Source organism: Gilvibacter sp. SZ-19, from assembly GCF_002163875.1.
In the GTDB taxonomy this organism is placed as follows: domain Bacteria; phylum Bacteroidota; class Bacteroidia; order Flavobacteriales; family Flavobacteriaceae; genus Gilvibacter.
Window position 1 is genome coordinate 885,480 of the sequence record NZ_CP019333.1, and the last position, 16,747, is coordinate 902,226.

Here is a 16,747-nt window from a genome sequence, read left to right on the forward strand (position 1 = left end):
ATCTTAGATTGAATTTAAATAGCTGATTTACTGTTATTTGTGTTTAGACTGATTTAAAATTAGCCCAATATCCTTTCAGAATTACCAAAGAACGGTTGATTGTAAAAACGCTCTCCCGTTGCCTTGTAAAGAGCATTGGCCAAAGCTCCAAAGACCGGTGGAAACGGAGGTTCACCCAAACCGGTAGGATCAATATCGTTATCCACAAAGTGTACCTCAATTTCTTTAGGTGCTTCCTTGTGCCGGATCATCCTATAGGTATTGAAATTGGAATGATCTGGCTTACCCTCTGTAAAGGTCATTTGGCCAAACATGGCATTACCAATACCGTCAATAATGGCGCCTTCGGCCATATTTTTAGCCGCATCAGGGTTCACCACTATACCGCAATCTACCGCACATACAACGCCATCTACCACAGGCTTCCCTCCTTCCATACTTACATCTAAAATATGTGCAGCGTAGCTGTTGTGACAGAAATAAGCAGATACACCTCGGCTACCCTGAGCATTGCCCTGCCAATTGGCTTTGTCTCGTACCAATTCTAAGACTCCTGCCAAACGCTGCGGATCGTAATCGTTATTTTCTCCCACGGGATTTGTCTTAGCACGTGCCAAGAGTTCCAGTCTAAAATCTATAGGGTCTTTGCCAGCCATTTCTGCCACCTCATCTAAAAATGCCTGTTCAACTCCCGCCATAAAGTTAGAACGCGGAGCTCTAAAGGCTCCAATGGTTATGTTAGAGTTGATCTCCCACTGCTCTGCCAGATAGTTCGGCACAGCTCCGGCAGGAAAACGGTCTGCAAATAGCGGCGTTTCTGGTACTCCTCCAGCTTTTACGTGAAAAGCTATGAGTTCGTTATTATCGTTTAATGCTGCTCTGTAAGTGGCCTGATAACTCGGTCTGTATATACCGTTGGTCATGTCGTCTTCTCGGGTGTATACCAATTTAATAGGTAGGCCGACTGCTTTAGAGATGAGTGCAGCCTCTACCGCATAGTGCCCATAGGCTCTCCGGCCAAATCCGCCACCCATACGCGTAAGTTCAATGTTGACCTCATCAACAGAAACTCCCAAGCGCGAGGCCACAGTAGCTTCTGTGAGTTCAGGGGCCTGAACCGGCCCAGCTAACTTGATCTGCTCCGCAGTAACATGAGCAAAGAAATTCATGGGTTCCATACAATTATGAGCCAAGAACGGACAGGTATAGGTACGCTCCAAGGTCTTAGTTGCCGCTTTAAAGACGGCCTGAAAATCTCCATCTTGACGAACCACGCTTGCTTTTTTGGCAGCCACCTCACTCATTTTAGCATAGTGCTGCTGCGTGCTCTCCAGTCCTGAAGGCACATTTACTGTGACCTCTGTTCCGAAACGATCCATAGGATATTGATGATCACTTATCGGCTCCCAACTAACATCTAGCTGTTTCTTGGCATTCATTACCTGCCAGGTGGTTTCTCCTACCACGGCCACCACTTGCGGGAACGCATTGGTATCGAAAAAGCCGCGTTTAAATCCTTCTGGAAAGGTCTCAATAGCCACCGCATCAATGATACCGGGTAAACTTTTAACCGAAGCTGCATCAAAAGATTTTAGCTTCATTCCAAAGGCCGGTGGATGCACCAACATAGCAACTTTTACACCCTCGTATTGATAGTCTAAACCAAAAAGAGGTTTACCAGTAATGATCTTTTGCGTTTCTACATCACGTCTTGATGTACCAATGATCTTAAAGTCTTTAATGTCTTTAAGAGCCACTTCCTCCGGAACCTCTAAGGTTGCTGCTAGGGCTACCAATTCTCCGTAGCTCGCTTGTTGACTAGAGCCTTGGTGAATGACCATTCCATCGGCAGTTGTAAGCTCTGCTTGAGAAACATTCCACTTTTGAGCTGCAGCAGCCAAAAGCATATGTCTTGCCGTGGCTCCAGCCATGCGAAGTCCTTGCCAACGCCGGCGAATACCCTGGCTTCCTCCAGTAAATTGACGCCCGAAAATTTCTTTGTTGTAATTTGCTTGTTCTACAATAACATCTTCCCAATTAACGTCGAGCTCATCGGCCACGATCATAGGCATAGCCGTTATGACCCCTTGACCAAACTCAGGGTTAGGCGCCATGATAGTCACTATTCCATTATCGCCAATCTTTAAATAGGCATTCATCTCGAACCACTCTTTGGGCATCTCTATAGCCGCCATGGTCTCTGCTTGTTCAGGTTTACAAGCGTTGAGAATACTAAAACCTAAAACCAATCCGCCTCCGGCCAATCCGGTCTTCTTAATAAAGGCTCTTCTGTCTATTGTTGTTTTCATGATCTTTCGGTTAAAGTATTAACTATTGGCAGCCAACTTAATAGCCTTTTTTATTCTTAGATAGGTACCGCAACGACAAATATTACCATTCATAGCCGCATCGATCTCGGAATCTGTTGGCTTCGGATTCTCTTTAAGTAAGGCTGCAGCTGTCATGAGCTGTCCTGCCTGACAGTATCCGCATTGTGGGACGTCTAACTCCATCCATGCCTGCTGCAGTTTGTGATCGCCATTTTCCGAAAGGCCTTCTATGGTGGTAATGTTCTTACCTTCTAGCGCCGACACAGGCATGACACAAGCTCGAGTAGCTTGTCCGTCAATATGAACGGTACAGGCTCCACATTGCGCTACTCCGCAACCGTATTTGGTACCAAGCAATTGCAAATGATCTCTTAAAACCCATAAGAGCGGAGTGTTGGGATCCACTTCGACATTTTTAGCCTGTCCATTGATCTTTAAACTTATAGTTGCCATTGGTCACTAATTTAAATTTCTGAATTCGTTGGGAGACATCCCTGTTTTGTTTTTAAACAGGCGACTAAAGTGCTGCGGATATTTGAATCCGAGCTCATAGGCCACCTCACTGATACTCTTAGACTGGTCAAAAACCTTCTGTTTGGCCACATCGATGAGTTTATCCTGTATGTAATTCTGAGCAGAAACGCCAGTCTCTTTCTTGACCAGATCGCCAAAGTAATTGGGCGACAAACACAAGGCTTCTGCAAAATAAGTCACTGAAGGTATTCCATTTTGCACGGTGTTCTCATTGGTAAAATACTGTTGTAACAACTGATCAAAGCGCTCTAAGGTAGTATTGTTGACCACATCGCGTGTTAAAAATTGCCGGTCGTAAAATCTCAGACAATAATCGAGCAGTAACTCCAAATTCGATGTAATAAGTCTCTTACTGTGCTTATCTAAGTTTTGTTCTAGCTCAAATTGAATCTTTTCTAACAAACTCAAGACAATGCGTCGTTCTTTGGCAGATAGATGCAAGGCCTCATTCACTGCATAAGAGAAATAAGAATAATTTTGGATCTTCTGCCCTAAAGCTGTCCCGAGTAATAGATCTGGGTGAAACAGCAGTGCATAGCCTTTGGGCTTGTAGTTCTGATCTTTTGTAAAACCTACAGATTGACCAGGCCCAATAAAGACCATGGTGCCTTCGTCATAGTCATACTCTTTACCTCCGTATTTGAGTTTACACGATTTATGATCCTTTAAGAAAATGGCATAGCAGCCAAATTGGAATCCGTCGTAATTAAAAGTTGCATTAGGATCAGGCTTAAAATGTTCAAAATCCAAGATCCCGATCAATGGATGCAGAAGCTCGTAATTGCGCAAACCGAAATAATCAGATACCGTATTTACAGGATAATAATTCATACTCAAATTTCTATACCCTTAAAGATAAGCCATTCTCGAATAGATAAAGCACGAACCACAACCAGATGAGTAATAATGGTAGGTGAATCCGTGAAATCGGTAAATTGCTTGCGGCAGTAAGCCTTTATCTTTGATAAAAATCTAATTAAGGATGCATAAATTACCATTGCGATTAGTCTTTGTGCTAATGTTTTTATCTGTATCGACTGTGCTCACGGCTCAAAACTCCTACAAGAACATTACTGCAAAGTATGTTGAGCAAGATATAGTCCTAGATGGCAAGCTGGACGAAGCCGTTTGGCAAGAGGCAGAAACAGGGCAAGACTTTGTGCAGTTCTTCCCTACCGACTCCTTAGCCGCTAATTACGGCACTAGCTTTAAGGTCATCTACACCGACACCCACCTATACATTGGGGTGCGCGCCGAAACAGAGAATGGCAATACAGTAGTAAGCTCCTTGAGACGTGATTTTAGAGGAACAACCAACGACAATATCTCGGTACTCTTTGACACATTTAACGACGCTACGACTGCCTTTTTCTTCGGAGTTACACCTTATGGCGTTCGCAGAGAAGGCCTGACCACAGAAGGAGGAACAGCCTTTAATGCAACCTGGGATATTAAATGGAAGGCAGAAGCCCAGCGCTTTGACGATCATTACACCGTAGAAATGGCCATTCCGTTTACCTCTTTGAAGTTTATAGAAGGAGCCACCTCTTGGCGCTTTCGCTGTTACCGCTGGAATATTCAAAGCAACGAACAGACCACTTGGATACAGGTTCCACAAAATCAATCGCTGGCTAGTTTGGCCTATATGGGAACCCTGAACTTCGAAAAGCCATTGGGGCGCTCTAGAACTCCTTTTGCTTTGATCCCCTATATCAATGCACTCGCCAACAAAGACTATGCAACCAATGAGGCCGACCAGCAATTCAAAGTGGGAGGTGATGCTAAAATTGCCGTGAGCGATGCCATGAATTTGGACCTTACTGTCAATCCTGACTTCTCAAATGTAGAAGTAGACGACATATTCACCAACCTGACGCGTTTTGAGATACAACTACCAGAAAGGCGACAATTCTTTATAGACAATAACGACCTTTTTGCCAACTACGGAAGCAGTAGAGACAACATTCCTTTCTTCTCGCGAAGAATTGGTTTGGCCCGAGATACTGTTGGCAATCTCATAGAGAATCGGATAATCGGCGGGGCGCGATTGAGCGGAAAGCTCGATCCGACTTGGCGTTTGGGCTTTTTAAATTTACAGACTGCAGAAGATACTCAAAACGAGATCTCTTCCTTTAACAATATGATGCTGGCTTTCCAGAAAAAAGTCTTTTCCAGATCTAACTTAGGCTTCTTTTGGGTAAACAAGCAAACCTTTGCAGAAGACGAGTTCCTTGACCCTAACGATCGCTATAATCGCGTAATCGGGATAGACTATGACTTGGCCTCTCCAGACAATGTGTGGCGTGGAAATTTCTTTGTCCATAAGTCATTTCAACCCGGAGACAGTGGTGGCAATTTTGCCGCCCAGTCCATTTTATTCTACGACGCAAGAGATTGGCGTTTTGTGGCCGATTTTGTCTATGTGGATGAAGAGTACCGCGCAGACCTTGGGTTTGTTCCGCGGAAGGATATTTTCAAGACCGGTCAATCTGCCACCCGCAGATGGTATCCAAAAGAGAGCGCCTTAAGCAATCACGAAGCAGGCTTGTTAGTGGTTAATTTTTGGCGTCCCAATTTAGATTTTAAACATACCGATCACTTTTACCGTTTGTTTTGGAACGGTGCCTTTACCAATCAGTCTAATTTAGAAGTACAACTGCAGCAGAACTTTATTTTTCTAACTGCGGATTTTGACCCGACTCGAACAGAGGGCGCTACTCCTCTACCGGGCAACCAGGACTATTATTTTACGCAAGCCACCGTCAACTATACCTCTAACCCATCTAAGTTGTTCACTTATGGCGTGAACACGTCTGTGGGAGAATTCTTTAACGGAGAGCAATATTCCGTAGGTGGACAGATTGGGTATCGATTTCAACCTTGGGCCAATATGACCTTGGGTGTGAACTACGACGGCATTCGCTTGCCAGATCCCTATGCCAATGCTGATTTTTGGTTGGTCACGGCTAGAACAGAAGTAACTTTTTCTAAATCCATATTCTGGAATACTACCATTCAGTACAGTAACCAGAGAGACAATTTTGGAATCAACTCCAGACTGCAGTGGCGATTTGCCCCACTTTCAGATCTGTTCCTGGTTTACAATGACAATTATTTTACCGAAGAATTCGCACCTCGTTTTAGATCGATCAACTTAAAGCTTACCTATTGGCTGAATATTTAGATTAACTCATATATATAAAATCCGAAGCAAATGAAAAGCGTAATCACCTTACTACTCCTAATAACAGCAACTTTATCATTCTCTCAAGAGCAGTCGTACAAGATTTCTTCCTATCAAGAAGAAGGCACCAAAGCACCCAACACCCATTATTTAGGCGAAGCCTGGTTAAACCGATTGGTTTCTGCGGATGGTGACCTCAACTACAACATCACCAAAGCCACTTTTAAAGCAAATTCAACTTTGGATTGGCACAAACACAGCTCCCCGCAAGTACTGATCTATGTAGATGGTGCTGGCTACTATCAGGAAAGAGGCAAAGAACCAATAATTCTCAAGGCTGGTGATGTAATTGTCTGTGAAAAGGACACCGAACACTGGCATTCTTCTACCAAAACCACGGATGTAACGTATTTAGCCCTTTACGGAGGAGATCAACCCACCGAGTGGATCGAAGTGCTATCACAAGAATACTATGATAGTGTGGCTGAAAAGCTTGACGATTGATCTAAGATCGCTAAGCCGTACCATATCTAATCCCAAAAACAAAAAACCCGAGCGTTCGCTCGGGTTTTTTAAGTTGGCCCACATAGGCGCTGGAGCGTTAGGAATTTGTCCAGTGGACAAATTTAGCGACAGGCGGGCGTTGAGGGGCGGGCCGTTCGAGCCCTATTACCGAAAATGAAAAAAGCCTTCAAGTCAAAACTTGAAGGCTTTCGTAATATGTTGGCCCACTAGGGGACCGAGCGTTTATAAAATGTCCAGTGGACATTTTTAGCGAAGGGGCCAGCCGGCGGGAGGGCGTGAGAGCCTTAGATATAAAAACAAAAAACCCGAGCATTCGCTCGGGTTTTTTAAGTTGGCCCACTAGGGCTCGAACCTAGACTCTTCTGAACCAAAATCAGACGTGTTGCCAGTTACACCATGGGCCAATTCCATAATGAGTGCGCAAATTTAAGACAAGTTTTTTCTTCTACAAACAAAAACTGGAAAATTTACCCTCTTAAAGATACGCTAAAGTTCGTGTAAACGTTAGGGTAAGTGCCGGCAAGAGTATAAATATTATTACCTTCGCTGGGAGTTAAAAACATTGGTTTATGCAAGAGGCAGCTTTTAAAAAATGGAATCTATTGTTGGGCTGGGGCGTTTTTGCCATTTCGCTTATCGTTTACATCTTGACCTTAGAACCCACTGCCAGTTTCTGGGATGCCGGAGAATACATTACCACGGCCTCTAACTTAGAGATAGGTCACCCGCCAGGGGCACCATTGTATCAAATGCTGGGCGCCTTCTTTTCTTGGTTCGCCATGGACCCTGCAAACATTGCATATACCATTAACCTCATGTCTGCCTTTGCCAGTGCCTTTACAATTGGCTTTATGTTCTGGTCGCTGACCATGTTATTAGAGAACGTAATAGGCAAAGAAAAGCTTAAGGAAAATGCAACAGCGATCGCTGTTTTAGGAAGCGCTGCCGTAGGTTCGCTAGCATTTGCCTTTACCGATAGCTTTTGGTTCAATGCTGTTGAGGCAGAAGTATACGCCATGGCCAATATGATCTTGGCGGTATTATTTTACTGCGGATTGCGATGGGAGCGCGAAATGAATAAACCTGGAGGAGACCGTTGGGTTATCTTGATCTCTCTTATAGTCGGGCTTTCGTTTGGGGTACACTTTATGGGACTATTGACCATACCGGCAATCGGATTCCTGTACTACTTTAAAAACACTAAGAAGGTCACTGTTAAGAATTTTGTCATAGCCAATGTGGTGGTGGTAGCAATTCTGTTGTTCATATTTAAGTTGCTCTTACCATTGAGCATGAAACTCTTTAGTGGTTTTGAGATCTTCTTTGTGAATCAGATTGGGTTGCCATTCAATTCAGGAACCATTATTGCTGCTCTGCTCTACATTGGAATCTTTTATTACGCACTTAAATACACTCGTAGAAAAGGATACGCCAAACTCAACACTTTGGCACTTTGTGTGCTCTTTATTTTTGTCGGATTCTCTAGTTGGCTTATGCTACCTGTTCGCGCCAATGCCGGGACGGTTATCAACGAGAACAACCCGAACAACGCTCGCGAATTATTGGCCTATTACAACCGTGAACAGTATCCGGAGACGCATTTGTTCTACGGACCGCAATTCTCTGAAGACTATGTGGGCTTAGACCCTGTCACTCCTTATGTAGACGATAAGCCAAAATACGAGAAGAACGAGGAACTAGGCCGCTATGAGATTGTAAACAACTACAAACTCGCAAAACAGAACACAGACGATCGTCAGAAAGCGATCTTTCCGCGCATGTGGAGTATAGAGCACAGTGCTAATTACTTGGCCTATACAGACGGATTGGATTTCAGTATCAAAAGAGAATACCTCAGCGAAGAGGTCATTAGACAAGAAGTGGCCAAGTTTAAAGAGGCCTATAGTTTAGGCTATGTTGATGCAGAAGGTTATCACAGATTCTTAAAGGAATTTGCCGCAGTACTCGACATAGAAAAACCGAGCTTTTGGGACAATATTCAATTCATGTTCTCTTACCAGTTTGGTTATATGTACGGCCGTTATTTCATGTGGAATTTTGCTGGCCGCCAAGACGATATTCAAGGCCAAGGAACCGTTTTACACGGCAATTGGATCAGCGGAATAAAGTTCATCGACGAGATGCGCTTAGGCCCTCAAGACAATCTACCCAGTGATGCCTTGAACAACAAAGGCAGAAACACCTATTTCTTCCTGCCGTTATTACTCGGCTTGCTTGGCGTCTTCTTTATAGCCAGTAAGAATCCTAAATACTTCTGGGTGCTCTTAGTGTTCTTCCTCTTTACCGGAATCGCTCTAAAAATATATTTGAACGAAAGGCCATTTGAACCGCGCGAGCGTGACTACGCTCTGGTAGGATCTTTCTATATGTTTGCCATGTGGATAGGCTTTGGAGTTTATGCCCTCTTTGACCTGATTAAAGAATACAGCACTCCTAAAGTAGTTGCTCCATTGGTTGTAGTTATTGGAATGCTGGCTGCTCCTGCCCTATTGATCTCCCAAAACTGGGACGATCACGATCGTTCTAACCGCTATACAGCCAACTCCATGGCCAAGATGTATTTGGACTCCTGCGATGAGAATTCCATTTTATTTACCATCGGCGACAACGACACCTTCGCCCTATGGTACGCACAAGGTATAGAAGGATATAGGCAAGACATTAGAACAGTCAACACCAGCCTTTTCCAGACAGATTGGTATATAGACGATATGAAAAAGGCCGCTTACAGCAGTGCGCCTATCCCTTCTCAAATGACACACGCGCAGTACCGCACGGGTACCCGCGATTTTGTATTCGCTCAGGAGGTTACCCAAGAACCGGTAAACATCAAGGAGTGGTTAAATTGGATAGTATCTGACGACCCGCGAACCATGATCACCTTGCCAGATAACAATCAAAAAATTAGCACTTTCCCTTCTAAGACCGTGCGTATTCCGGTAAACAAAGAAAACGTGCTGAAGTACGGCATTGTGGACCCTAAGGATGCGGATCTGATTGTGCCTTATATCGACATCAAACTCAATGGAGATGTCCTTTATAAGAATCGATTATTGATGCTCGACATCATTGCTAATAACGATTGGGAACGTCCTATTTACTTTACTGGTGGTAGCTTCGGAGACGATGATTACCTCTGGATGAAAGATTATCTTCAACTCGACGGAGTGACCTACAAGCTCGTACCTATAAAAACTCCACGCGATCCGGATAATCCATACGAAATGGGCCGTATCGATACCGATAAGATGTACGACATTGTTACTAATTGGGATTGGGGTAATAGTGGTAGTGAAGACATTTATCACGATCCGGAAACACGTAGAAACGCCCTGACCTATCGCTCAAACTTATCGCGATTGGCAGACAGTTTAATCGTAGAAGGCAAGAACGACAAAGCCAAGACCATTTTAGACCTGGCCATGGAGAAAATGCCAGTTGAAAAATTTGGGTTCTACACCATGCTAGATCCTTACATTCGTGCTTATTACGCCATTGGAGAAAACGAAAAGGCGCGAGAGATCTTCAAGGAGGTGGCTCAGAAATACCAAGAAAAACTGATCTTCTTTGACCAATTCAGTCCTAGAGAGCAAGACCGCTTGGTTTCTGACATACTCACCGATGTTGAGCGTTATAGATCTTTGGTTTACCAGCTTAATGTACCCGGAGAGGATGACGAATTCATAGAACAAGAATTCGCCACATTTAACTCCTATCTGGAAATGTTCAAAGCTCTTTATATCAGGCAAGGTCTGTTTGACGAAGATACAGATGATCTGGACCTTTATGAAGACGATGACCCGCTACTCATACCAGCAGACACCTCTGCCCTAGACAGCGCTGCCGAAAGCCAGTAAATTGATGAAATATGCTGTAAAAATGCCTAAAGTGCTTCAAGCGGTTTACCCGAAGCGCCTCTGGAGTATCAATACAGCAGATAAGGTTTTATACCTCACTTTTGACGATGGCCCCATCCCGGAAGTGACGCCATGGGTCATGGACACCTTAGCGAACTTTAATGCAAAGGCCACCTTTTTCTGTATAGGCGACAATGTGCGTAAACATCCTGACATCTTTGAGCAATTGATAGCTAGGGGTCACCGCGTGTCGAATCATACCATGCATCATGTCAAAGGCTGGAAAACACCTTTGGTAGCTTACTTAAGAGAAGTAGACAGTTGCCAAAACCTTATGGAATTGGAGGCGGGACAAGAAATTCATAAACTATTCAGACCTCCTTATGGGCAATTGCGTTCCAAACAGGCCAAAGCTTTACAGAAAAAAGGCTTTCAGGTTGTTATGTGGGATGTGCTCTCTGCGGATTTTGATACAGCATTGACCCCGGAAGCCTGTACTAAACATGTGATCGATAACGCCCAAGCAGGAAGTATCGTGGTATTTCACGACAGCAAAAAAGCTTGGCCAAGACTCAAACTAGCCTTACCCGAAGTACTCAAGTATTTTAGTGAAAAGGGATTTGCGTTTAAATGTATTCCTTAACCAGGCCGATCAAGGTATTTGCGTCTTGCTCGCCGCTCTGACGCCATTTCATTTCCCCGTTCTTATAGATCATCAAGGTTGGAAGGCCTTTAACGCGTAAGGCATCGGCCAACTCTTTGTTCTTGTCCACATCGATCTTAATCACTCTGGCCTTGTCACCCAAAGCAGCAGCTACATCACGCAAAACGGGATGCATAGCCGTTGAAGGCTCGTTCCATTCGGTATAAAAATCGAGGAGTACAGGAATGTCGGCTTCTATTAATTCTCCAAATTTTGACATATGATTCCCGTATGAGATTGGTGATCAGTAATACAAATATAGTGTTTTGAGGCGATTATACGGTTTTAGGCCCTTTTTTCAGTGTGATCACAGACACTTCTGGCCAGATTCCAACACGTCCGGGATACCCGATAAATCCGAATCCTCTATTGACATTGATGTATTGCCCCGCCTGCTCGTAGATTCCAGCCCATTCATCATAACGCCACTTTACCGGACTCCAACGCACCAGTCCAGGGATCTCTATCCCAAACTGCATACCATGGGTATGTCCACTTAAGGTCAAGTGAAAATGATCTTGGTGAGGTATCACCTCTGCCCTCCAGTGCGACGGGTCATGACTCATCAATATTTTAAAATCGCCCGGAGCAACTCCTTCGCAGGCGCGTTTTAGGTCTCCTGCTTTTTTAAAGCCGCCTTTCCCCCAATTCTCAACGCCAATAAGTGCAAGGCGTTGCCCGTCACGCTCAATAAAACGGTTCTCGTTGAGTAAGAGGTCCCAACCCATTTCTCGTTGAATATTCTTGAGATCTTCTAAGTTCTGCCTTTTGTCTTCGGCATTGGTCCAGTTGAAATAGTCTCCGTAATCGTGGTTTCCTAAGACCGAGTAGACGCCATCCTTTGCTTTTAAGGTAGCAAAAACCGATTTCCACGGTAGCATTTCTGTAGCAAGATCATTAACTAGATCGCCCGTGAACAGAATAACATCACTCTGTTGCTCATTAACCAGATCTACCGCGTATTTAACCTTCTCCGCATTGCTAAAACTCCCAGAGTGCACATCGCTGATCTGCGTAATGGTATAGCCATCAAAAGCATCTGGCAGGTCTTCAAAGGTCATTTCATACTTTAAGACCTGATAATTGTAACGTCCTTTGAACATTCCGTACAACAAAGCTCCAAATGGAATGGCCGCAGCACCTAAGGCCAGTGTACTTATGAACTTGCGTCGTGAAGGCATATAAAAACTCCCTTCATGACTGCCGAACTTGGAGTATAAACCTACCGCTATCCGCACCAGATCTTCTCCTAACAACACTATGACAAGTACAAAGAGTTTAGGCACAAATACGGCAATAAAGGTCCCGAAGCTGTACATACGCAATGGAGTCATCACCCGATTGCCAGACATGGCCGAGATCTGATAGACGAACAAGCCCAAAACTACAAGCGACACAGCGAAATAAGCTATGTGCACCCAACGGTTGCCGGTTACTGTTTTAATGGCCTGAAAAGTGTATACGTCGACAGCCAAATAAATGGCAATGAAGATGATCCATCCTATATTCATAAAAACAAAGATACTGGCTTTCAGGACGCTTGTTAAAAGGCTTCACTTTTTTTTAACGGTTTTCGTAACTTCCCGTTCAAAACAACGCAATGTATCGACTCCTGACAGGCTACCTCCTGCTCACCTTTCTTATAGGCTGTTCTCCTCAAGGCCCAGCCCCTGCTCAACAAGAAAAAGCCCTTACCTCCTATGTCAATCCGTTTATCGGTACGGGTGGTCATGGCCACACTTACCCTGGAGCCACACTACCTTTTGGAATGATCCAGCTCAGCCCAGATACGCGTTTGGACGGTTGGGACGGTTGTAGTGGTTATCACTATTCTGACGATTATATCTACGGATTCTCACACACCCACTTAAGCGGAACAGGAGTTAGCGATTACGGAGACTTGCTACTTTCACCGACCAATTCCCTGAATTTTAACAATGGAGCTGACGGAAAAGTGGGTTATGGTTCAAAATTCTCCCATGAGAATGAAATTGCAAGCCCGGGATTCTACCAAGTAAAGCTAGACGACACCAAAGTTACTGTAAGCTTGACTGTAAGTGAACGCGCCGGAATGCATCAATACGATTTTGAACCTGGTGTGGGGCAGTTCATCATTTTAGATCTGGACCACCGCGATAAATTGCTCGATTATAAGATTGAACAACTGTCAGATACCGAATTCAGCGGTTATCGTTTTTCAGAGGCTTGGGCCACAGATCAGCGCTTTTACTTCCATCTCAAATTCTCAAAAGCGGTCAAAGAGGTCACCTTTTTACGAGAGGGTACAAAGAAACGTAAGGCAGCCTTTGAGTTTGATAATGAAACACCTGGCCCCCTACTAGTGTCCGTTGGAATATCTGCGGTTGATGAGGCAGGTGCTAAAGCAAACATGGAGTCTGAACTGGGCGATAAGAGCTTTGACCAACTCAAAACGGAAGCAGCCGCCAAATGGGAAGCACAATTGCAGAAAATTGTGGTTGAAAGTTCCGAAGAAGAATCGCTTTATAATTTTTACTCGGCCATGTATCACAGCATGCTTGCGCCTAATTTGTATCAGGATGTGGATGGTCGCTATCGCGGGATGGATCTCAAAGTGCATCAAACCACAGCTTTCGACTACTACACGGTCTTCTCTCTTTGGGACACCTACAGAGCCGCACATCCTTTATACACCATCATTGAGCAAGAGCGCACCAACGATTTTGTAAACACTATGCTGGCCAAATACAAAGAAGGTGGCATTATTCCTATTTGGGACCTCAGCGCCAATTATACCGGCTGTATGATAGGCTATCACGGTATCCCTGTTATAGCGGACGCCTATATGAAAGGCCTGCGCAATTACGATACTGCCTTGGCACTGGAAGCTATGAAACACAGTGCTACCCGCGATCATTTAGGTTTAGAAGGCTATAAAGAATTTGGTTTTGTACCCATGGAACTAGAAAGCGAGTCGGTTTCCAAGACATTGGAATACGCCTATGACGACTGGACCATTGCCCAAATGGCTGAGGCCATGGGCGAGCAAGAAGATTACAAGAATTACATCCGCAGAGCTCAGAATTACAAGAATGTTTATAACCCAGACAGCGGGTTTATGCAAGGTCGCTTTAGAAACCAATGGTTTGCTCCTTTTGACCCTTATGAGGTCAATTTTAATTATACAGAGGCCAATGCCTGGCAGTACAGTTTGTATGTCCCTCAGGATATTAACGGTTTGATTCAGCTTATGGGAGGCCCAGAGGCATTTGAAGTGCATTTGGATGAACTCTTTACGGCCAAAACGGAAACTTCTGGCCGTGATCAGGCAGATATTACAGGACTTATTGGGCAATATGCACACGGCAACGAACCCTCGCACCACATGGCCTATCTGTACAACTTTGTCGGTAAACCAGAGAAGACGCAACAGTACGTGCAGCAAATTGGTCGTAATCTTTACACCAATGCGCCAGACGGTATTTCGGGTAATGAAGACTGCGGACAAATGAGCGCTTGGTATATATTTAGTGCGATGGGCTTCTATCCGGTAACACCGGCGAGCAATCAGTACATCATCGGGACACCGCTACTTGAAAAAGCGACCATAAATCTGGAGAACGGCAAGCAATTCACGGTTATGGCCAACAATTTATCCGAAGCCAACTATTACATACAAAGTGCAAGTCTGAACGGAAAACCCTTAGAGAGAAGCTTCTTATATCACAATGAAATTACAGATGGTGGCTGGCTTGCCTTTGAAATGGGTCCAGATCCGTCCGACTGGGCAAAAGCGGACGAAGCCTTACCAAAATCTGCAATTACCGACGAACTTATTGTGACTCCTCCCTTTATTGCCTCCGGAGATATTGCCTTTAAAGAGAACACCTTGATAGAATTGGAATCTATCGATGCCGAAGCTACTATCCATTATCGCTTGGACCAAGGGGAATTCCAAACCTATGACAACCCATTTACCATTTCAGAGAATGCTGTCTTAGAGACCTACGCCAAGGTTGGAGCAGTGGAAAGCGCTGTGCTGCGAACTGCCTTTTACAAGGTGGATCCTAACCGTAGTATCCGTTTGGAGTCGCAGTTTGCCAATCAATACAATGCCGGTGGCAACGACGCACTCATAGATGGAATTCGCGGCAGTGAAGACTTTAGGACCGGGGCTTGGCAAGGCTATCAAGATCAGGATGTGATCGCTATAGTAGATCTGGGTAGCATAAAACCAATAGACAGTATTAAGGTGAGTTTTTTACAGGACCAACGCAGTTGGATATTCTTACCTACCGAAGTGGAGTGTTATGTATCAACCAATCCGCAGCAATTCTATAAAAACCTTCCCACGGTAAGTTTTAATGCAGGACAAAAGGACGAAAACAGTAAGATAGAAACGGCCAGCTTTGACATGAGTGGTTACAGCGCCCGCTACATTAAAATAGTAGCCAAGAATTTTGGCGATCTGCCCGAGTGGCATTTAGGCGCGCCATACAATGGTAAGGCCTGGATCTTTGTAGATGAAATAGCAATCGAATAAACCCAACCCATGAAACGCAGAACATTTTTAAAGAATACTTCTCTTGGAAGTTTGGCCCTAGGAATTCCCGCTGCAGCTATGAGCTGCGCAGAGCGCTCAGAAGAAAACAAAGTAGCAGATGCAGGACCAGGAGGTCCAGTAGTCTTAGCTACTTGGAACGTAAACAATGCCACTAAGGCAGCTTGGGACAGCCTCGCTGCAGGCAGTTCTGCGCTCGATGCCGTCGAAGCCGGTTGCAAGATAGAAGAAGCGGACATTAAAAATAGTTCTGTGGGTAAGGGCGGCCTTCCAGATCGGGACGGGAATGTCACCCTAGATGCTTGTATTATGGATCATACGGGTAACTGTGGATCTGTGGTTTATCTACAAAACATAACCCACGCCATAACGGTAGCACGCTCAGTAATGGAAGACACTCCCCATGTCATGCTAGCCGGTAAAGGTGCAGAAATGCACGCACTGTCCATAGGCTTGGAAGCAGAAGATCTCCTTACTCCAGAATCTAAGGCAGCCTGGGAAAAATGGAAAGAGACCTCCCAGTACAAACCCATTATCAACATAGAGAACCACGACACCATAGGGATGTTGGTCATGGACAAGGACGGCACTTTGGCAGGAGGTTGTACCACTTCCGGACTGGCATATAAAATGCAAGGTCGTGTAGGTGATAGCCCAATTATAGGTTCCGGTTTATTTGTTGACAATGAAGTTGGCGCTGCAGTAGCCACAGGCCTTGGGGAAGAGGTAGTGAAAACCGTTGGTAGTTTCCTTATTGTAGAACTGATGCGTCAAGGGAAATCTCCGCAAGAGGCTTGTGAAGAAGCGATAAGACGCATAGTTGAAAAGCCGGGCAGTAACTACAAGGACTTTCAGGTAGGATACATTGCCATGAACAAAAAAGGAGAGACGGGGTATTACGCAATTCACAAGGGATTCTGGGCTACCCAATATCAAGGCGATGAAAACAAAAACTTCGAGTCAGACTTTTACAATAAGTAGGGATAAGCCTCACAGTATAAGCAACTAAGGCGACCCGAGGCATAAAACCTAAGGACCAAGGGTAAATACCTG

At 44.7% G+C, this 16,747-nt stretch carries 11 protein-coding genes and 1 tRNA gene; 6 read left to right on the plus strand and 6 right to left on the minus strand.

Features of this window, described 5'->3' with window-relative positions:
* Positions 1 to 59: 59 nt before the first annotated feature.
* Genes BTO09_RS04075 through BTO09_RS04085 form a run of 3 tightly spaced genes read right to left on the minus strand, consistent with a single transcriptional unit; the run spans position 60 to position 3,695 of the window.
* Complete coding sequence (locus BTO09_RS04075) at positions 60 to 2,309, minus strand: molybdopterin cofactor-binding domain-containing protein (protein ID WP_087523453.1); 2,250 nt, start codon at positions 2,307 to 2,309, stop codon at positions 60 to 62.
* 18 nt (positions 2,310 to 2,327) lie between these two features.
* A complete protein-coding gene (locus tag BTO09_RS04080; RefSeq protein ID WP_087523455.1) occupies positions 2,328 to 2,783 on the minus strand; it encodes a (2Fe-2S)-binding protein in 456 nt (151 codons plus the stop codon).
* Between the two features lie 6 nt (positions 2,784 to 2,789).
* The gene (locus BTO09_RS04085) at positions 2,790 to 3,695 is read right to left on the minus strand and encodes an AraC family transcriptional regulator (RefSeq protein ID WP_087523457.1); all 906 of its coding nucleotides are present in this window, start codon (positions 3,693 to 3,695) and stop codon (positions 2,790 to 2,792) included.
* A gap of 151 nt (positions 3,696 to 3,846) precedes the next feature.
* On the opposite strand from BTO09_RS04085, the gene BTO09_RS04090 reads away from it, so the two are divergent.
* Together BTO09_RS04090 and BTO09_RS04095 are read left to right on the plus strand one after the other, a co-directional pair.
* Complete coding sequence (locus BTO09_RS04090; RefSeq protein WP_087523459.1) at positions 3,847 to 6,048, plus strand: DUF5916 domain-containing protein; 2,202 nt, start codon at positions 3,847 to 3,849, stop codon at positions 6,046 to 6,048.
* A gap of 30 nt (positions 6,049 to 6,078) precedes the next feature.
* Positions 6,079 to 6,552, plus strand: a complete 474-nt coding sequence (locus BTO09_RS04095) for a cupin domain-containing protein (protein ID WP_087523461.1) — start codon at positions 6,079 to 6,081, stop codon at positions 6,550 to 6,552.
* 352 nt (positions 6,553 to 6,904) lie between these two features.
* Here BTO09_RS04095 and BTO09_RS04100 read toward each other — a convergent pair.
* Positions 6,905 to 6,977: transfer RNA gene (locus BTO09_RS04100), tRNA-Gln, on the minus strand.
* Between the two features lie 165 nt (positions 6,978 to 7,142).
* Here BTO09_RS04100 and BTO09_RS04105 point away from each other — a divergent pair.
* Both BTO09_RS04105 and BTO09_RS04110 read left to right on the plus strand, forming a co-directional pair.
* The gene (locus tag BTO09_RS04105; RefSeq protein WP_087523463.1) at positions 7,143 to 10,451 is read left to right on the plus strand and encodes a DUF2723 domain-containing protein; all 3,309 of its coding nucleotides are present in this window, start codon (positions 7,143 to 7,145) and stop codon (positions 10,449 to 10,451) included.
* A gap of 4 nt (positions 10,452 to 10,455) precedes the next feature.
* A complete protein-coding gene (locus tag BTO09_RS04110) occupies positions 10,456 to 11,094 on the plus strand; it encodes a polysaccharide deacetylase family protein (protein ID WP_087523464.1) in 639 nt (212 codons plus the stop codon).
* Here the strand turns inward: BTO09_RS04110 and BTO09_RS04115 are convergent.
* Both BTO09_RS04115 and BTO09_RS04120 read right to left on the minus strand, forming a co-directional pair.
* Positions 11,078 to 11,374: a co-chaperone YbbN gene (locus BTO09_RS04115; RefSeq protein WP_087523466.1), complete on the minus strand. Its 297-nt coding sequence runs from the start codon at positions 11,372 to 11,374 to the stop codon at positions 11,078 to 11,080. The two genes, BTO09_RS04110 and BTO09_RS04115, sit on opposite strands and share 17 nt — an antisense overlap.
* A 55-nt stretch (positions 11,375 to 11,429) precedes the next feature.
* On the minus strand, positions 11,430 to 12,665 hold the full coding sequence (locus BTO09_RS04120) for a metallophosphoesterase (RefSeq protein ID WP_087523476.1): 1,236 nt from the start codon (positions 12,663 to 12,665) through the stop codon (positions 11,430 to 11,432).
* An 89-nt stretch (positions 12,666 to 12,754) separates the two neighbouring features.
* Between BTO09_RS04120 and BTO09_RS04125 the strand changes: the two genes are divergently transcribed.
* Positions 12,755 to 15,676, plus strand: coding sequence for a GH92 family glycosyl hydrolase (locus BTO09_RS04125; protein ID WP_087523479.1), 2,922 nt, complete (start codon positions 12,755 to 12,757; stop codon positions 15,674 to 15,676).
* A gap of 9 nt (positions 15,677 to 15,685) precedes the next feature.
* Positions 15,686 to 16,675 (plus strand): isoaspartyl peptidase/L-asparaginase family protein, encoded by a 990-nt coding sequence (locus BTO09_RS04130; RefSeq protein WP_087523481.1) that lies wholly within the window; start codon positions 15,686 to 15,688, stop codon positions 16,673 to 16,675.
* Positions 16,676 to 16,747: the final 72 nt, after the last annotated feature.